Genomic DNA, 13,916 nt, shown 5'->3' with positions numbered 1-13,916 from the left:
GAAGTCATCAGACCTCGGAAATCCTTGAATTTGTTAGAAATATCGGGGCAACAGGATTTGAACCTGCGACCTCACGGCCCCCAGCCGTGCGCGCTACCAAGCTACGCCATACCCCGCAACGCATATAACTATAACATAAACGAATTGTAAATGCAACCATTTTTTGAGGAGAAAGATGGTTGTATGGATGATAATAAAGAGTGTGATCTCTTGATACTTTCATAGGCTTCACACTCTTTACATGATATGATCAGGCTGTCTGTATTGTGTTACCTGGGTCAGGTAAAATACCTCTTCCCTGAAGTACAACGACAAGAGTTTCTGTTGTGTCCTGTAAATTTTTGATATCTTTTCGGATATCCCGTTCTGCAAGCTTAACATCCAGTGAAAGGTCGTCCAGGCGTTTTCTGTTGGTATCACATTTCAGATCGATCATTTCAAGTCTGTTTTCTACCCGGTTGAAGCGGGCATCTATTTCATCAAAACGAACATCCATAGCATCAAGACGAGCGTCGATACCGTCAAAACGAACATCCATAGCATCGAGACGAGCGTCGATACCGTCGAGACGAACATCCATAGCATCGAGACGAGCGTCAATACCGTCGAGACGAGTATCCACTGCATCCAGTCTGGCGTCGATACCATCTAATCGGTTATTTATATTGCCCAGCTGGACATTGATCGGGTTTATCATACCGGCTAATAATTCCAAATCTTTCTGATCTAGCATATGCGCATCCTCCCACAAAAATTGTACCGCATATTTCTCTGTGCGGATATTGTATCATGTTTCGAGTGTGAAGTCTATGAAATTATCAAAGAACAGAATGGACGGGAACAATAAGTTCTTAACTAGTATAATATATATAATAAGAAAAAACAAGACATATTTTTATATCTTTAATAATAATAGAAAATGCAGGCGAACTACCTGAAGAATAAAAAAAGGAGGCCGGGAGTTGTGCTGACTCCCGGAAAAAAAGTATGAAAAAGAAAAAGATTGTTTAGCATTTGCTATCTACAGTTAATAATATAGTAAAAAAATGTGTGCATTGTGTGAAAGGAAAATGAAGAGAATGTGAAAACTGCCGCTTAATGTTAGATTAAGCGACAGGACCTGAAAAAACCTGTATATAAGGAAATTCGCCATTTTTCTGACCACAAAAGCTGACCACTTATGACCATGAATCTTATAACAAGAAGCCTGATTTTTCCCGCAAAATACAGGTCCCTGGGACTATACATCTGACCACTTATCATGACCACTTTTATATATTGATATGTATTTTTCTTTCTCTGATATATAAAAAGCTGCATAAAACGGCACAAAAAGCGACATAATTGGACAGCTATGGCAGTTTCAGATCGCTTGACAAGCATTAAAGCGGATGTTATCATTACATATGGTTCAAAATCTTGGATCAAACAACAGAATAATCCGAAAAAATTACTGTCGCTTAATCTAACATTAAGCGACAAGATAATAATATTGGATAAGTTATATAAATAAACGGAAGGAAGAGAACATGCCGTCCAATACAGGCTACAGCATAACAACCAGAAGACTCCGACTTTGCTGCGGACATCCGGAATGGCTCAGGAAAACCCAGGATTTCTATAATGAAATTGAAAGCTTTTATTATGATCTTCTGCTGGCTCATGAGGAACTGGGAGAACTGGGGAGCCAGAAAACTCTTCGGGCCCTGGAGGTTCTGACTATTATGGGAAGAGACAAGCAGGTTCCTCAGAATCCCCTTCCCTGGGAAAAAGTCCCATTGTATTTCAGGCGGGCTGCGATAAACAGTGCTATAGCCGCAGCAAAGAGTCACATATCCAGGCAAAAGTCCATTCCGGGGAGGAAAGCAGAAAAGCTTCATTCAGCAGTTACCTATTATAAAGGAATGTACAGAGATTTTTCTCATAAGGAGATTACACTGAAGGTATGGACAGGAGAACAATGGAAATGGATGAGATGCAGACTGTATGGCAGAGAATTTCCCGCAGAAGCAGAGCTAATGTCACCCTCAGTAACCTTTGAGAAGAAATATCTCATGTTGCATGTTCCCGTGAAGGAATTTACAGCAGACACTGCAACAGTAAAGCAGCGTATCCAGGAAGGGCGGAAGATCTGTGCCATCCAGTTTACAAACGGAGATGTTTTTGCTGTGGGGACAGTATGTGACGGCACAGGGAAGGAAACAGATGTGAAATTCTGGGGCGGCGGAAAAGAATATACGCATCGCTGCGATCAGATCAGGAAGAAAATCGAGAAAGCCCGGAAATCTCTCGGCGGGGAAAAACAGCCCGGAGAAAACAGGAAATACTGGATGCATCTGAAACACCTGTCGGAGCATTATGCCCATGAGATTAGTTCACAGATCATAGGCTTCTGCCTGGAAAAGCAGGTTTCGCTGATTGTCCTTCCAAAATACAAAAAAGAATACACAGATTATGTGATGATCGGATCAGGAAACTGGAGCACTATGCATCTAAGCTTCAGGATCAGGAGCAATCTGTCCTATAAAGCATGGAAAAACGGCATTCTGGTCATTGAAACCTATGCAAAAGGGATATCCGAAACCTGCTCTGTCTGCGGTGCGCCAGTTAAGACAGCAAACCGCAAAACAGATGAATATACCTGTGAGAACGGGCACAGAGGAAGCCGAAGCCTGAACAGTGCCAGAAACCTGAGCCATAAATGTATTCTTCAGTTTGGAAAACAAGTGGTATGACCACTGTTTTATAGAGCGAGAGCACAACTCAGCTTCTGCTACAGGCAGATGCTGACAGGTTGAATACCGCCTGTCGTGTCTCCCTTATCATAAGGAAGAGTCGGCCAAGAATTTCCGCCAGAAGCTCCGGCACAGCCGTGACAGCGGATAAGAGTATTCGAAGTTATGTAAAAAAAAGAAAGTATGAAAAAGCAAAGGATAAGGATAGCAATGAACACAGAATACAGGAAACTGAAAAATCTTTTTCTGCGGCAAAGCTGCCAGGATGCATGGGAAGACTATGCACGAAGCATCCGCAAAGTAAATTTTCCCAGATGGGACTATGTGATCCTGACCTCATCAAATGAAGAACAGGCCAGATCCTTCCGCAGCCAGATCGCAGACAGATTGGAACAGGGCGTACTGCCGGGATGGACAAAATATTTCGTGCTCCCGGATCCGGAAGGCAAGAGAGTAGGCTCCGGCGGAGCAACTCTGAATGTACTCCGATTTCTTTCGGAGGAAGAAGGACTCCGGGGAGATTTCCATAACAAAAGAATCCTTGTGATCCATTCCGGCGGAGACAGCAAAAGAGTCCCACAGTATTCTGTGTGCGGAAAGCTTTTTTCACCTGTACCAAGAGAACTTCCGGATGGAAGAGGTTCTACACTGTTTGATGAATTTCTCATCAGCATGGCAGGTGTTCCGGCCAGGTTCAAAGAAGGAATGCTGGTACTTTCCGGGGATGTGCTCCTCCTTTTTAATCCTTTACAGATAGATGCCCAGTTCCGCGGAGCTGCGGCGATCTCCATGAAATCTCCAGTAGAAGTGGGAGTCGATCATGGAGTGTTTTTGAATGATGGAAGCGACCATGTAAAAATGTTCCTTCACAAACAGCCGGCAGAAACACTTCGCAGGCTGGGAGCCGTGAATGGACAGGACTGCGTGGATCTTGACACAGGCGCCGTACTTTTGGACGCCGAAATACTGGAAACACTTTTTAGTCTGATCGCTGATGCATCAGGAAAAAAAGCAGATCCGGATAAATACGAAAGCTTTGTAAATGAAAAAGCAAGGGTCAGCTTTTACGGAGATTTTCTGTATCCGCTGGCGGCAGATTCCACCTTTGAACAATATCAGAAAGAAAAACCGGAAGGCGAATTCTGCACAGAACTTTTTATCTGCAGAGAAAAAATATGGAAGGCATTAAGTCCTTTTCAGATGAAGCTGATCTGTCTTTCTCCTGCAGAATTTATCCACTTTGGGACAACGAGAGAGCTGCGTGCTCTGATGACAGAAGAAGTAACCGATTATGAGTTCCTTGACTGGAAAAAACACGTATTCACCAATGACTTGAATTGCCAGGGAGCTTTGCATACAGCACTGATCGGGCCGGAAGCAGACATCGAGGAAGGAACCTATATTGAAGACACCTGCCTTGAGGGAAGAACCTATGTCGGAAGGGGCGCTGTAGTATCCGGACTTTCCCTGAAGGATGTACATATACCGGCGAACACAGTATTTCACGGTGTGAAGCTGAAGGACGAGATCACAGAACTTTACGGCGGTCAGACAGGACGATGCGTGATCCGTACATATGGAGTCATGGATAATCCGAAGAAAACGCTGGAAGAACGAGGAAGCTTTCTGAGGGGAAACCTGGCAGATTTTCTTTCAGCCAATGGACTGGAGCTGGAAGATATCTGGACCGGCGAAACCCACGCACTCTGGAATGCAAAACTGTATCCGGTCTGCAAAACATTCCAGGAAGCAGCACAGGCAGGAAACCTTCTTGTAAAAATGAGCGAAGGACTTGCTGAACCCCGGCAGATCGAGGGCTGGAAAAAACAGCCGAGACTGAGTCTGGAAGAATCCTTCCGGTATGGAAATACAGAAAATATCCTTTCCTGGAAAAAAGATCTGGAAGCAAGGATCCTGGTGGCAGTATTTCTGGGAGAGTTGAAAAAAGGCGGACATTATATTCCTGCACTTAAGATCTTTGGTGAAAAAGAAATCCAGGAACGACATTACCATCTGCTGATGAAAGAAGCTGAAAAAGCAGATTTTTCACAGAAAATACGGATTCTGTATGCAGTATCACGTTCCATGAAATTTACTAAAAAATGCTTTGACGGAAAAACATACGATGTGTTGGAGCAGGAGTGTTTTTCCCAGATCCAGAAAGAGATCGCATCTCAGACACAGCTGACAGGAAACAGCGGCTATACGATCGCAAAAGAACAGGTAAAGGTAAATCTGCCGGTACGTGTGAACTGGGGCGGCGGCTGGTCAGACACACCGCCATACTGCAACGAACATGGAGGAACTGTTCTTAACGCAGCAATCCTGCTGAGAGGCTGTGAACCCATCGAGGTAGAGATCCGGAAGATACCGGAATTACATATTGAGCTGGCAAGTACAGACACAGGTGCTTACGGAACAGCAGAAAGTGCAGAAGAGATCCAGGACTGCCATAATCCATACGATCCTTTTGCCTTGCACAAGGCAGCCATTATCGCCTGCGGGATCCTTCCGCTGGAGGAAAAGGCCGACCTGAAAAAGGTCCTGGAAAAAATGGGCGGCGGATTCTACCTTTCCACCTGCGTCAAAGGCGTTCCCAAAGGCTCCGGCCTTGGAACAAGCAGTATCCTTGCAGGAGCCTGCGTCAAAGCTTTTGCAGAGTTTCTTGGAGAGAGCTGGGATGACAGCCAGATCTATGATACAGTCCTCAACCTGGAGCAGATCATGAGCACAGGCGGCGGCTGGCAGGATCAGGTTGGCGGCCTGACACCCGGAATCAAATTTATCACATCAAGACCCGGAATCCGGCAGCAGCTGAAGGTAGAAAAGGTAGAGATCTCGGAAAAAACGAAACAGGAGCTTCAGGAACGATTCGCTCTGATCTATACAGGCCAGCGGCGCCTTGCCCGAAACCTTCTCAGAGAAGTCGTAGGAAATTACATCGGCGGCCGAAAAGAATCTCTGGAGGCACTGGATGAGATGCAGAAAGTAGCAGCACTCATGAAATTTGCCCTGGAAAAAGAAGACATCGACGAATTCGCGAGCCTTCTCAACCAGCACTGGGAAATCTCCAAAAAGCTGGATGCCGGCTCAACCAACACCTGCATAGACCAGATCTTCAGTGTATGTGAAGACATGATCGACGGAAAATTCATCTCAGGAGCCGGAGGCGGCGGTTTCCTGCAGGTAATACTGAAGAAAGGCGTCACACAGGAGATGCTGCATCAGAGGTTGAGAGAGGTGTTCCAGGATTCCGGGGTGGATGTCTGGAACGTGGAGTTTGTGTGAAGATAAGTTTTGAAAAACTTCATTTCTTAATAAGGAATGAAGTAAATTTGGAGGAATATAGCAGATGAAGAAAGAGAGCACAGGTAAGAAAAATCTTCTGATTTATGCTCATTACTATATTCCAGATACTGCGTCAACGGGGCAGATCCTCCGTGAATTGGCGGAGAGTATGCTGGATAAATTTAACATCACAGTCATTTGTGTAGTGCCCAGTTATTTAGGGACGATTGAAGATAAATACAAAACAAAGAAATATTATGAAGAAGAAATCAACGGCGTAAAAGTGCTGCGGATCCGAGTGCCGGAATTTAGCAAGATCAATAAGAAGAGCCGCGTAAAGAACATCGTTTCTTATTTCTTTGGAGCAATGGGAGCAACCTTTAAGGTTGGAAAGATGGATTATGTGTTCTCAATTTCTCAGCCTCCTATTCTCGGCGGCCTTCTTGGCGTTTGGGGCAAATGGATGAAACACGCCAAGTACATTTATAATATTCAGGACTTCAATCCAGAGCAGGTGCTGGCCGTTGGCTATACCAAGAGCAAGTTCGTTACGGACGTTATGATGTGGTTTGACAAGTTCAGCTGCAAGCGGAGCGACCTTGTGATCACAGTCGGTCGTGATCTGGTGGCAACAGTGGAAAATCGTTTCAAGGGAAAGAAAGTTCCCAAAACCGTCATGATCAACAACTGGATCGATGAGAACGAGATTTATCCGTTGGATGAAAATAATGAGAAGGTTCTGGAGTTCAGGAAGAAATATGGTCTGGATGGAAAATTCGTCATTATGTACTCCGGAAATATTGGTTTGTACTATGACCTTGAGAAATTGATTGAGGTCGTGGAGCGATTCAAACCGGGCACGAAAACCGTAGATGGCAGAGAAGTTGTGTTTACATTCGTTGGTGCCGGATCTGTGCTGGAGAAGCTGAAGAACTATGTGAAAGAGCATTACATGGACAATGTGGTTTTCATTCCTTATCAGGATAAGTCAGACCTGATCTATAGCCTGAATGCCGGTGATGTTCATTGGTGTGTGAATGCAAAAGGCATTAAGGGCGTGAGTTGTCCATCAAAGGCATACGGAATAATGGCGGCAGCTAAGCCAATATTAGGAGTTCTGGAATCAGGCTCTGAGGTTCGCTGCCTGATCGAAGATACACAAGGTGGTCTTTGTTGTGAGCCAGGGGAGTATGACAAGGTTGAAGAAAACATCCTCTGGTTCATTGAGAATGCCGGAAATAGTGAGCTGAAGGCAATGGGAGCCAGAAGCCGTGAGAATCTGGAAAAGAATCTGACCAGAAATGTGTCTGTGAGAAAGTATGCTGAAGAGATTCTGAAGATGTAAAATAGGGAGAAAATAAGAATGGCTGCAGATATTACAGCGATAATACTTACAAAAAACGAAGAAGTTAATATAGAAGAATGTATTAAATCTATTATTACGACAGTTAAAAGAATTGTAGTAATAGATAGCTTCAGTACTGATAAAACAGTAGAAATAGCAAAAAGGATGGGAGCAGAAGTTTATCAGCATCCATTTGAAAACTACGCCAAACAGTATATGTATGGTGTGGAAGTTGCCAAGGCTGAAACTGTGTGGACATTAAGAATTGACGCAGACGAGCGGTTAACTCCGGATTCGGCAAATGAATTGACACAGCTTTGTGATAGCAATATGAAGAACGATGTTACTGGAATTGTTTTAAGGTTTAAAAAGAATTTTTTGGGAAAAGATTTGTATCACGGTGGAGTTTATCCTTGGAAGAAAATGAACTGTTATAAAACAAAATTCGGTGAAATAGAAGATCGTAATATGGATGAGCACATTATATTAAGTTCTGGAAAAGTAATCGAAATGAAAAATGATTGTTTGCATTTTGATTTTAAAAACCTTGAGTACTTTGTTAATAAACATAATTGGTATTCATCTCGTGAAACAGTGGATTATTTTGAAAATCTGGAAAATGCAAAAGCCAAAAGTGAAGTGGATGCAAAGTCTTGGTTTAAAATGAATGTGTATTATAAATTGCCGATAGGTTTTAGATCGCATTTATATTATCTATATCGATATTATATAAAATTGGGCTTTTTGGATGGCAAGGAAGGAAAAATATATGCGTTCCTTCAGGCATACTGGTACCGGTATTTAGTAGATGCAAAAATATATGAGTGTAAAAAAATGAATATTAGCTATAATGCTAAGGGTAGTTTAAAGAGTTAAAATATGTGAGAGATATGCCAGGAGTAAGTTATGAACCTCAAAAAGAAAATGAAAAAAATATTATATTTATTTCCAGTCAAATGGATAAATAAGTTTTATTTGTTTTATAATCGAATCTTTTATCCAGAATTAGTAGAAAGAAAAATGAGTTTTGGAGAAAAAAATGAAGATAAGATATTTTATGTAATTAGACCACGTAAAAATTCAGTAGAAGGTTTAATGGCATTGCTATTTTATGTAATACAGCAAATTGGATATGCAGAGAAAAATAATTATATTCCTGTTGTGGATTTTAAAAACTATAAAACACAATATAATATTGCAGATGAAAATGCATGGGAATGTTTCTTTGAGCAGATAAGTAATTATTCATTAGAGGAAGTGTATCAAAGTAAGAACGTGGTTTTGTCTGGGATTAATGCTATATACGATACATATTCATATCTTTATAATAAATCTTTTAATGAAGATGATTTGCAGAAAACACATCTTTTGGCGAAAAAATATATTAAGTTTTCTAAAAAGGCATATGAACTTTATAATAAAGAACTAAAACATATCAGTCCACAAAAAAATATAGGATTATATTTAAGAGGAACAGATTATATAAATTTAAAACCAATAGGAGAACCTATTCAGCCTACAGTAGCACAAGCGATAGAACATGTGAATACATACATAGAAAATGAAAAAAATGCTAATGTTTTTCTTGTTACAGAAGACGAACGTATTTATAAAGAAGTTAAATCGAACTTAGGAGAAAGAATAGTAATAGTAAGTTTTGATAATTACATAAAAAACTATTCAGAGAGAGATTTTTTAGCTAATGGACATAGCCTCACGCAATTAGGAGAAAATGCACATATACGAGGGCTGAACTATTTGGTCAAGATAATGCTGCTTTCCAATTGCAAGTACATTGTAGGCGGAAAAACATGTGGATCTTGGGCTGCTTGTATGTTGGCAGATGAAAGTACTAAGATAGACATATTTGAATTAGGAAATTATTGAATGGAGAAATAGAAAATAGTATGATCGATAAAATAACAATAGTAGTTGTTTGGTATAAAAAGAACCAATTGGATGATTTTCTCGATAATATTAATAAACAGAAAGACATTGATATAACTGTTATTTCATTAGATAATAGTCAAAATCAATATGTGGGTGCGCGAGAAGCATTTAATAGTGTAATAAATAAAATTGATACGGATTATGTTTTATTTTTGCATCCAGATGTTTACTTTGAAGATAACACAATATTAATAAAAATGCTATCTGTTATAAGAAAACTAAATAAAATGGGAGTTGCAGGTGTTGCGGGATGCCGCGAAGGAAAAGAATGGAGTATTCTATCCAATATTGTACATGGAAAAAATAAAAGTAGTGCAGGGGATAAGATAAAAAAACCAGAAGTAGTACAAACAGTTGATGAATGTATGTTTTTTGTACAAACAGATATTATAAAAAAATTTCCGTTTTCAAATATTAATGGATGGCATATGTATGCTGTTGAGCTTTGTCTACAATTATTACGTGAAGGATATATTAATTATGTTCTTCCGTGTGATATATGGCACAAATCTTCTGGGAGTTCATTAGATTCAAGTTATGTGTTGACATTAGAGAAGATTGTGCGATTGTATTCAAAGGATTATAAGTATATTAACACGACTGTGAAACAATGGAAAACAACGGGACTTATATCTTCATTATATCGGAAATACTATTTCTTTAAACAATTTGTGAAAAGGAGAATATAATTTGATAACGATAATTACGCCAGCATATAATGTGATAGATAGTATTACTAAAACTTATGCTTCGGTTATGAGTCAAAAAAATGTAGAGTTCGAATATATCATCGTAGACGGTATGTCAATAGATAATTCCATAGAACTCTATGATAGTTGGTCGAGCAATCCGAAATTTAAATACTTTGTGGAAAAGGATGAAGGTATATATGATGCGATGAATAAAGGTGTGAAATTGGCATCAGGTGATTATATCATTTTTTTGGGATCAGGTGATAAATTTGTTTCAGATACAGTATTAGAACATGTAGATGTATGTGCAGCTAAAACACATGCAGATATTATTTACGGGTACACTATTTTCTCCTATAAAAATGGAAATAAGATAACATATAAGCGAATGATTGATGGAACATACAGTTTTAGAGCTGACCCAGTATCGCATCAAGCACTGTTCGCAAAAAGGGAATTATTGGAAGAATATCCATTTGATTTGAAATATAAAATTGCAGCAGATCAGGATTGGATTATGAAAATGCATAAAAGTGGAAAAAAATTCCATTATATTGATATGCCAATTTCGAATTATGATATGTATGGTATTAGTGCTTCTGAAGTAGGAAGAGAAAAAGGAAAAAACGAGTTATACGAAATTCATAAAAAGTACTATCCTCTACAGTATATAGCACATAACCTAATGCGCAAAATTAAAGGAGTTTTAATAAATTGAGAGAATTGATAAAAACTATAAGAAAAGCTGTTGGAAGCATAGGCTCGTTTATAAATGTAGTTTATAATAAGTTGCATTTTATATACTATAAAGTGATGATTGGGAAAAGTTTGAAAGTGAATGGAAGAATAAAAATTAGTGGGACAAAAGGGAAAATTGTCATTGGAAACAATGTTGTTATTAATTCTTCAGAATATGCAATACCAATAGGCTATACTTGTAAGACTATTTTCTGGATTTTAGGTGATGGTAAAATAATTATTGGTGACAATACAGGAATGAGCAATGTAGCATTATGTAGTCAATCTTCAATTAGTATAGGCAATGGTGTCTTGCTAGGAGGTGGTGTAAAAATTTATGACACTGATTTTCATTCAATAAACTATATTGAACGCCGAAATATTAATACGGATAAAGGCAGAAAATCTAAGCCAATCATTATTGAAGATGATGCTTTTATTGGTGCTGGAAGTATGATTTTGAAGGGCAGCATTATTGGTGCTAGAAGTATTATTGGTGCTAATTCAGTGGTAAGTGGCACTGTTCCGGCGGATGAAATCTGGGCTGGAAATCCTGCAAAGTTTATTAGAAAAATCGAATGAGTATCATCAAATATTGGATGATTTATGTGAGAAAGTAAAGCATAATTGATCGTGATGTAATTAATATATTATTAAACCTTAAAATAAAAGTGAGTATTTCATTTACTGATAAATTAGTATTTTGAAAATTTGTTAATTTTAAATATAATATTAATGATATGAGGGTAATATGAAAGTATTATGGATAACGAATGTAGAATTACCGGATGCTGCAAATAGTAGAGGAAACAATGTTGTAGTTGGTGGTTGGATGCATCAGACCTTGAATTATATAAAGAATTCTATTGAGTTATATGTTGCTGCATGTGTGTCAGAAAAGTATGATTGGATAGAAATTAATAGTGTAAATTATTGCGGTTTTACGCCTGAAATAGACGAGATTGATTTTGAGAGAATAATAGAAAGTATTGATCCAGATTGTATTCACATATGGGGATCAGAATATAATCACTCGTACTATGTTACTAAAGCTGCACGCAACTTATCTAAAATTGAATGCACTGTGCTTTCGATTCAAGGACTTGTATCGGTTTATGCTGAGCATTATTATGATGGATTGCCGCCCGAACTCATTCATAGAAGAACTTTAAAGGAATTTTTTGGAAGAAGAAATATTGCACAAGAAAAAAAAATGATGGAATTACAGGGGCAAACTGAAATAAGTACTTTTCAAATGTTAGAGAATTGTATAGGGCGTACGGATTGGGATTACGCTTGTGCGAAACAGATGAATCCACAGATTGAATATCATTTTTGCGGAGAAATTTTAAGAGAATCGTTTTATGTTAACAGATGGAAGTATGAAGAATGTGATAAGGAAGTGATTTTCTTCAGTCAGGCCCACTATCCTATTAAGGGATTACACATCATGTTAAGAGCACTACCAATAATTAAAGAATATTATCCGGCTGTTGTATTGAGAATTGTTGGAAATAATCCACAGAAGAAAGCGATTTTTAAGAGATCATCATATGAAAAATATATTTGTAACCTAATACATGATAATGATTTGTCAAATTCAATTGAATGGCTTGGACAATTATCTGAAAACGAAATGATGTTAAATTATAAAAAGGCGAATGTTTTTGTATGTTCATCATCTATTGAAAATTCTTCTAACTCAATAGGAGAAGCAATGCTTGTGGGTACTCCAATTGTTGCTTCGGATGTAGGTGGAATTAAATCATTTATGGAACATGAAAAAGAGGGTATGCTGTATCATAGTACGGCTGTATATATGTTGGCTGATAATGTTATAAGAATTTTTAATTCGAGAAGTTTAGCTATACAGCTAGGAAACAATGCACATGAAAGAGCAAAAAAATATCATTGCATAGAAGATAATTTACAAAGACTTATAAAAATCTATAATAAATTGAAATGCAAATAGCAGTATGAGGTGTCCACGTGAAAATAAAAATGAATAGTCTTTATATAGGAATAGCATTAATGTGCATGATGTTGCCAGCATCTTTAAAAAGTTTGCCTTTTGGAATTGAGATAACTGTATTAGCTATGGTTGTTTGTATAGTTGCTTTTTTTCTAGAATTTGAAAGAATACATATGTGTCCAACACTGTTTTTACTGATAGTATTAGCATTATTAGAACTCACTTCAACTATTTTTAATGATGGAAATGCATTTGTATGTATTAAAAATATCATAACATATATAGCATTGTATTATTTGACTATAGGTGAACTTTCTAAAAATGAAAAGGCCTTTTTGAAAGTCGCTCTTTTAGTGTTTGAAATATATATATATATTGAGATTGTTTCTATTATCTTGGGCATGGATTTTTTAGGAAATTATAATCAAATATATATGATTTTTCCATGCTTTACAGCTATGACGCTCTTATTAAGAAATCAGACTGGAAGAAAAAAATATACTAGAAAGTTTTGGAGTACATCCATTATTGTTATATTTGGTTGCTTTTTGTCGCAGATTATTTATGGGACTCGTGATCTAGAAGCTACGTTTTTAATTTCGGCAGGTATTTTGATATTATATGCTATTTTTTCTCAATTTTTCGAGAAAATTAGTATGAAAATGTGCTTAATAGGGATTTTGTTTATAAATGTAACACTTGTTATTACTCAGTCATTATTAAATAACTCAGTTATTGAATATATAATTCAAAATGTATTACACAAAAGTTTGAATTTAACTGGAAGAACAGATTTATGGAAAATGAGTGTATATACAATAATTCAGAAACCAATATGGGGATATGGAGTGTCCTGGGAGGGACTGAGTATATGGGGAGGTAAATTTGTTCCACACAATCAGTTTCTATATTTAGCTTGTGTAGGTGGTTTATTATTAGTTTTGTGTTTAGTGGTCTGGCTTGTATATATTGCATATAAGGGAGATCAGTATTCCAAAAATGATATAGTGTTTAAGATTTGTCAGTATACTCTTTTGTCTCAACTTGTCTTATTCCTGACGTTATCATATTCAATTGAACAATTAGTACCATTTTTGTTTGTTATGGATGTTGCATCATATTATGTGGAAAGACAACTTGGAAAATCGAAAATTAAGAAAAATCGAAAACTAAAAATAATAAAGAGAAATTAAGAA

Annotated in this window: 11 protein-coding genes and 1 tRNA gene; 10 read left to right on the top strand and 2 right to left on the bottom strand. The window is 37.9% G+C overall.

What is annotated here, in order from left to right; translation table 11 throughout:
* Nucleotides 1–42: 42 nt before the first annotated feature.
* Together EAI83_RS10450 and EAI83_RS10445 are read right to left on the bottom strand one after the other, a co-directional pair.
* A tRNA-Pro gene (locus EAI83_RS10450) sits at nucleotides 43–116 on the bottom strand.
* Between the two features lie 134 nt (nucleotides 117–250).
* On the bottom strand, nucleotides 251–733 hold the full coding sequence (locus tag EAI83_RS10445) for a hypothetical protein (RefSeq protein ID WP_092070733.1): 483 nt from the start codon (nucleotides 731–733) through the stop codon (nucleotides 251–253).
* 796 nt (nucleotides 734–1,529) lie between these two features.
* Between EAI83_RS10445 and EAI83_RS10440 the strand changes: the two genes are divergently transcribed.
* The 10 genes from EAI83_RS10440 (at nucleotide 1,530) to EAI83_RS10395 (ending at nucleotide 13,913) form a co-directional block, all read left to right on the top strand.
* On the top strand, nucleotides 1,530–2,735 hold the full coding sequence (locus EAI83_RS10440) for a zinc ribbon domain-containing protein (protein ID WP_092070730.1): 1,206 nt from the start codon (nucleotides 1,530–1,532) through the stop codon (nucleotides 2,733–2,735).
* A gap of 210 nt (nucleotides 2,736–2,945) precedes the next feature.
* The gene (locus EAI83_RS10435; RefSeq protein WP_243113478.1) at nucleotides 2,946–6,023 is read left to right on the top strand and encodes a fucose pyrophosphorylase domain-containing protein; all 3,078 of its coding nucleotides are present in this window, start codon (nucleotides 2,946–2,948) and stop codon (nucleotides 6,021–6,023) included.
* 64 nt (nucleotides 6,024–6,087) lie between these two features.
* The gene (locus tag EAI83_RS10430) at nucleotides 6,088–7,368 is read left to right on the top strand and encodes a glycosyltransferase family 4 protein (protein WP_129975337.1); all 1,281 of its coding nucleotides are present in this window, start codon (nucleotides 6,088–6,090) and stop codon (nucleotides 7,366–7,368) included.
* An 18-nt stretch (nucleotides 7,369–7,386) separates the two neighbouring features.
* On the top strand, nucleotides 7,387–8,244 hold the full coding sequence (locus EAI83_RS10425) for a glycosyltransferase family 2 protein (RefSeq protein ID WP_129975335.1): 858 nt from the start codon (nucleotides 7,387–7,389) through the stop codon (nucleotides 8,242–8,244).
* Nucleotides 8,245–8,274: 30 nt separating this feature from the next.
* Nucleotides 8,275–9,255: a hypothetical protein gene (locus tag EAI83_RS10420; protein ID WP_022427088.1), complete on the top strand. Its 981-nt coding sequence runs from the start codon at nucleotides 8,275–8,277 to the stop codon at nucleotides 9,253–9,255.
* A 20-nt stretch (nucleotides 9,256–9,275) separates the two neighbouring features.
* A complete protein-coding gene (locus EAI83_RS10415; RefSeq protein WP_129975333.1) occupies nucleotides 9,276–10,007 on the top strand; it encodes a glycosyltransferase in 732 nt (243 codons plus the stop codon).
* 1 nt (nucleotide 10,008) lies between these two features.
* On the top strand, nucleotides 10,009–10,728 hold the full coding sequence (locus EAI83_RS10410; RefSeq protein WP_129975331.1) for a glycosyltransferase family 2 protein: 720 nt from the start codon (nucleotides 10,009–10,011) through the stop codon (nucleotides 10,726–10,728).
* A complete protein-coding gene (locus EAI83_RS10405) occupies nucleotides 10,725–11,330 on the top strand; it encodes an acyltransferase (RefSeq protein WP_129975329.1) in 606 nt (201 codons plus the stop codon). The genes EAI83_RS10410 and EAI83_RS10405 overlap by 4 nt, the downstream gene beginning before the upstream one ends.
* 169 nt (nucleotides 11,331–11,499) lie before the next feature.
* Nucleotides 11,500–12,720 carry a glycosyltransferase family 4 protein gene (locus EAI83_RS10400; protein ID WP_129975327.1) on the top strand — a complete coding sequence of 407 codons (1,221 nt, stop codon included), beginning with the start codon at nucleotides 11,500–11,502 and terminating at the stop codon, nucleotides 12,718–12,720.
* A 17-nt stretch (nucleotides 12,721–12,737) separates the two neighbouring features.
* Nucleotides 12,738–13,913: a hypothetical protein gene (locus EAI83_RS10395; protein WP_129975325.1), complete on the top strand. Its 1,176-nt coding sequence runs from the start codon at nucleotides 12,738–12,740 to the stop codon at nucleotides 13,911–13,913.
* Nucleotides 13,914–13,916: the final 3 nt, after the last annotated feature.

The sequence above is a fragment of the Blautia sp. aa_0143 genome (assembly GCF_004167315.1).
In the GTDB taxonomy this organism is placed as follows: domain Bacteria; phylum Bacillota; class Clostridia; order Lachnospirales; family Lachnospiraceae; genus Blautia_A; species Blautia_A fusiformis.
The sequence above is the reverse complement of the archived record's forward strand: the minus strand, read 5'-3'. Positions and strand labels throughout refer to the sequence as shown.

What these genes read in the sequence shown, in the direction of transcription:
- EAI83_RS10445 (WP_092070733.1), bottom strand. Translation starts at nt 733, where the DNA reads ATGCTAGATCAGAAAGATTTGGAATTATTAGCCGGTATGATAAACCCG.
- EAI83_RS10440 (WP_092070730.1), top strand. Translation starts at nt 1,530, where the DNA reads ATGCCGTCCAATACAGGCTACAGCATAACAACCAGAAGACTCCGACTT.
- EAI83_RS10435 (WP_243113478.1), top strand. Translation starts at nt 2,946, where the DNA reads ATGAACACAGAATACAGGAAACTGAAAAATCTTTTTCTGCGGCAAAGC.
- EAI83_RS10430 (WP_129975337.1), top strand. Translation starts at nt 6,088, where the DNA reads ATGAAGAAAGAGAGCACAGGTAAGAAAAATCTTCTGATTTATGCTCAT.
- EAI83_RS10425 (WP_129975335.1), top strand. Translation starts at nt 7,387, where the DNA reads ATGGCTGCAGATATTACAGCGATAATACTTACAAAAAACGAAGAAGTT.
- EAI83_RS10420 (WP_022427088.1), top strand. Translation starts at nt 8,275, where the DNA reads ATGAACCTCAAAAAGAAAATGAAAAAAATATTATATTTATTTCCAGTC.
- EAI83_RS10415 (WP_129975333.1), top strand. Translation starts at nt 9,276, where the DNA reads ATGATCGATAAAATAACAATAGTAGTTGTTTGGTATAAAAAGAACCAA.
- EAI83_RS10400 (WP_129975327.1), top strand. Translation starts at nt 11,500, where the DNA reads ATGAAAGTATTATGGATAACGAATGTAGAATTACCGGATGCTGCAAAT.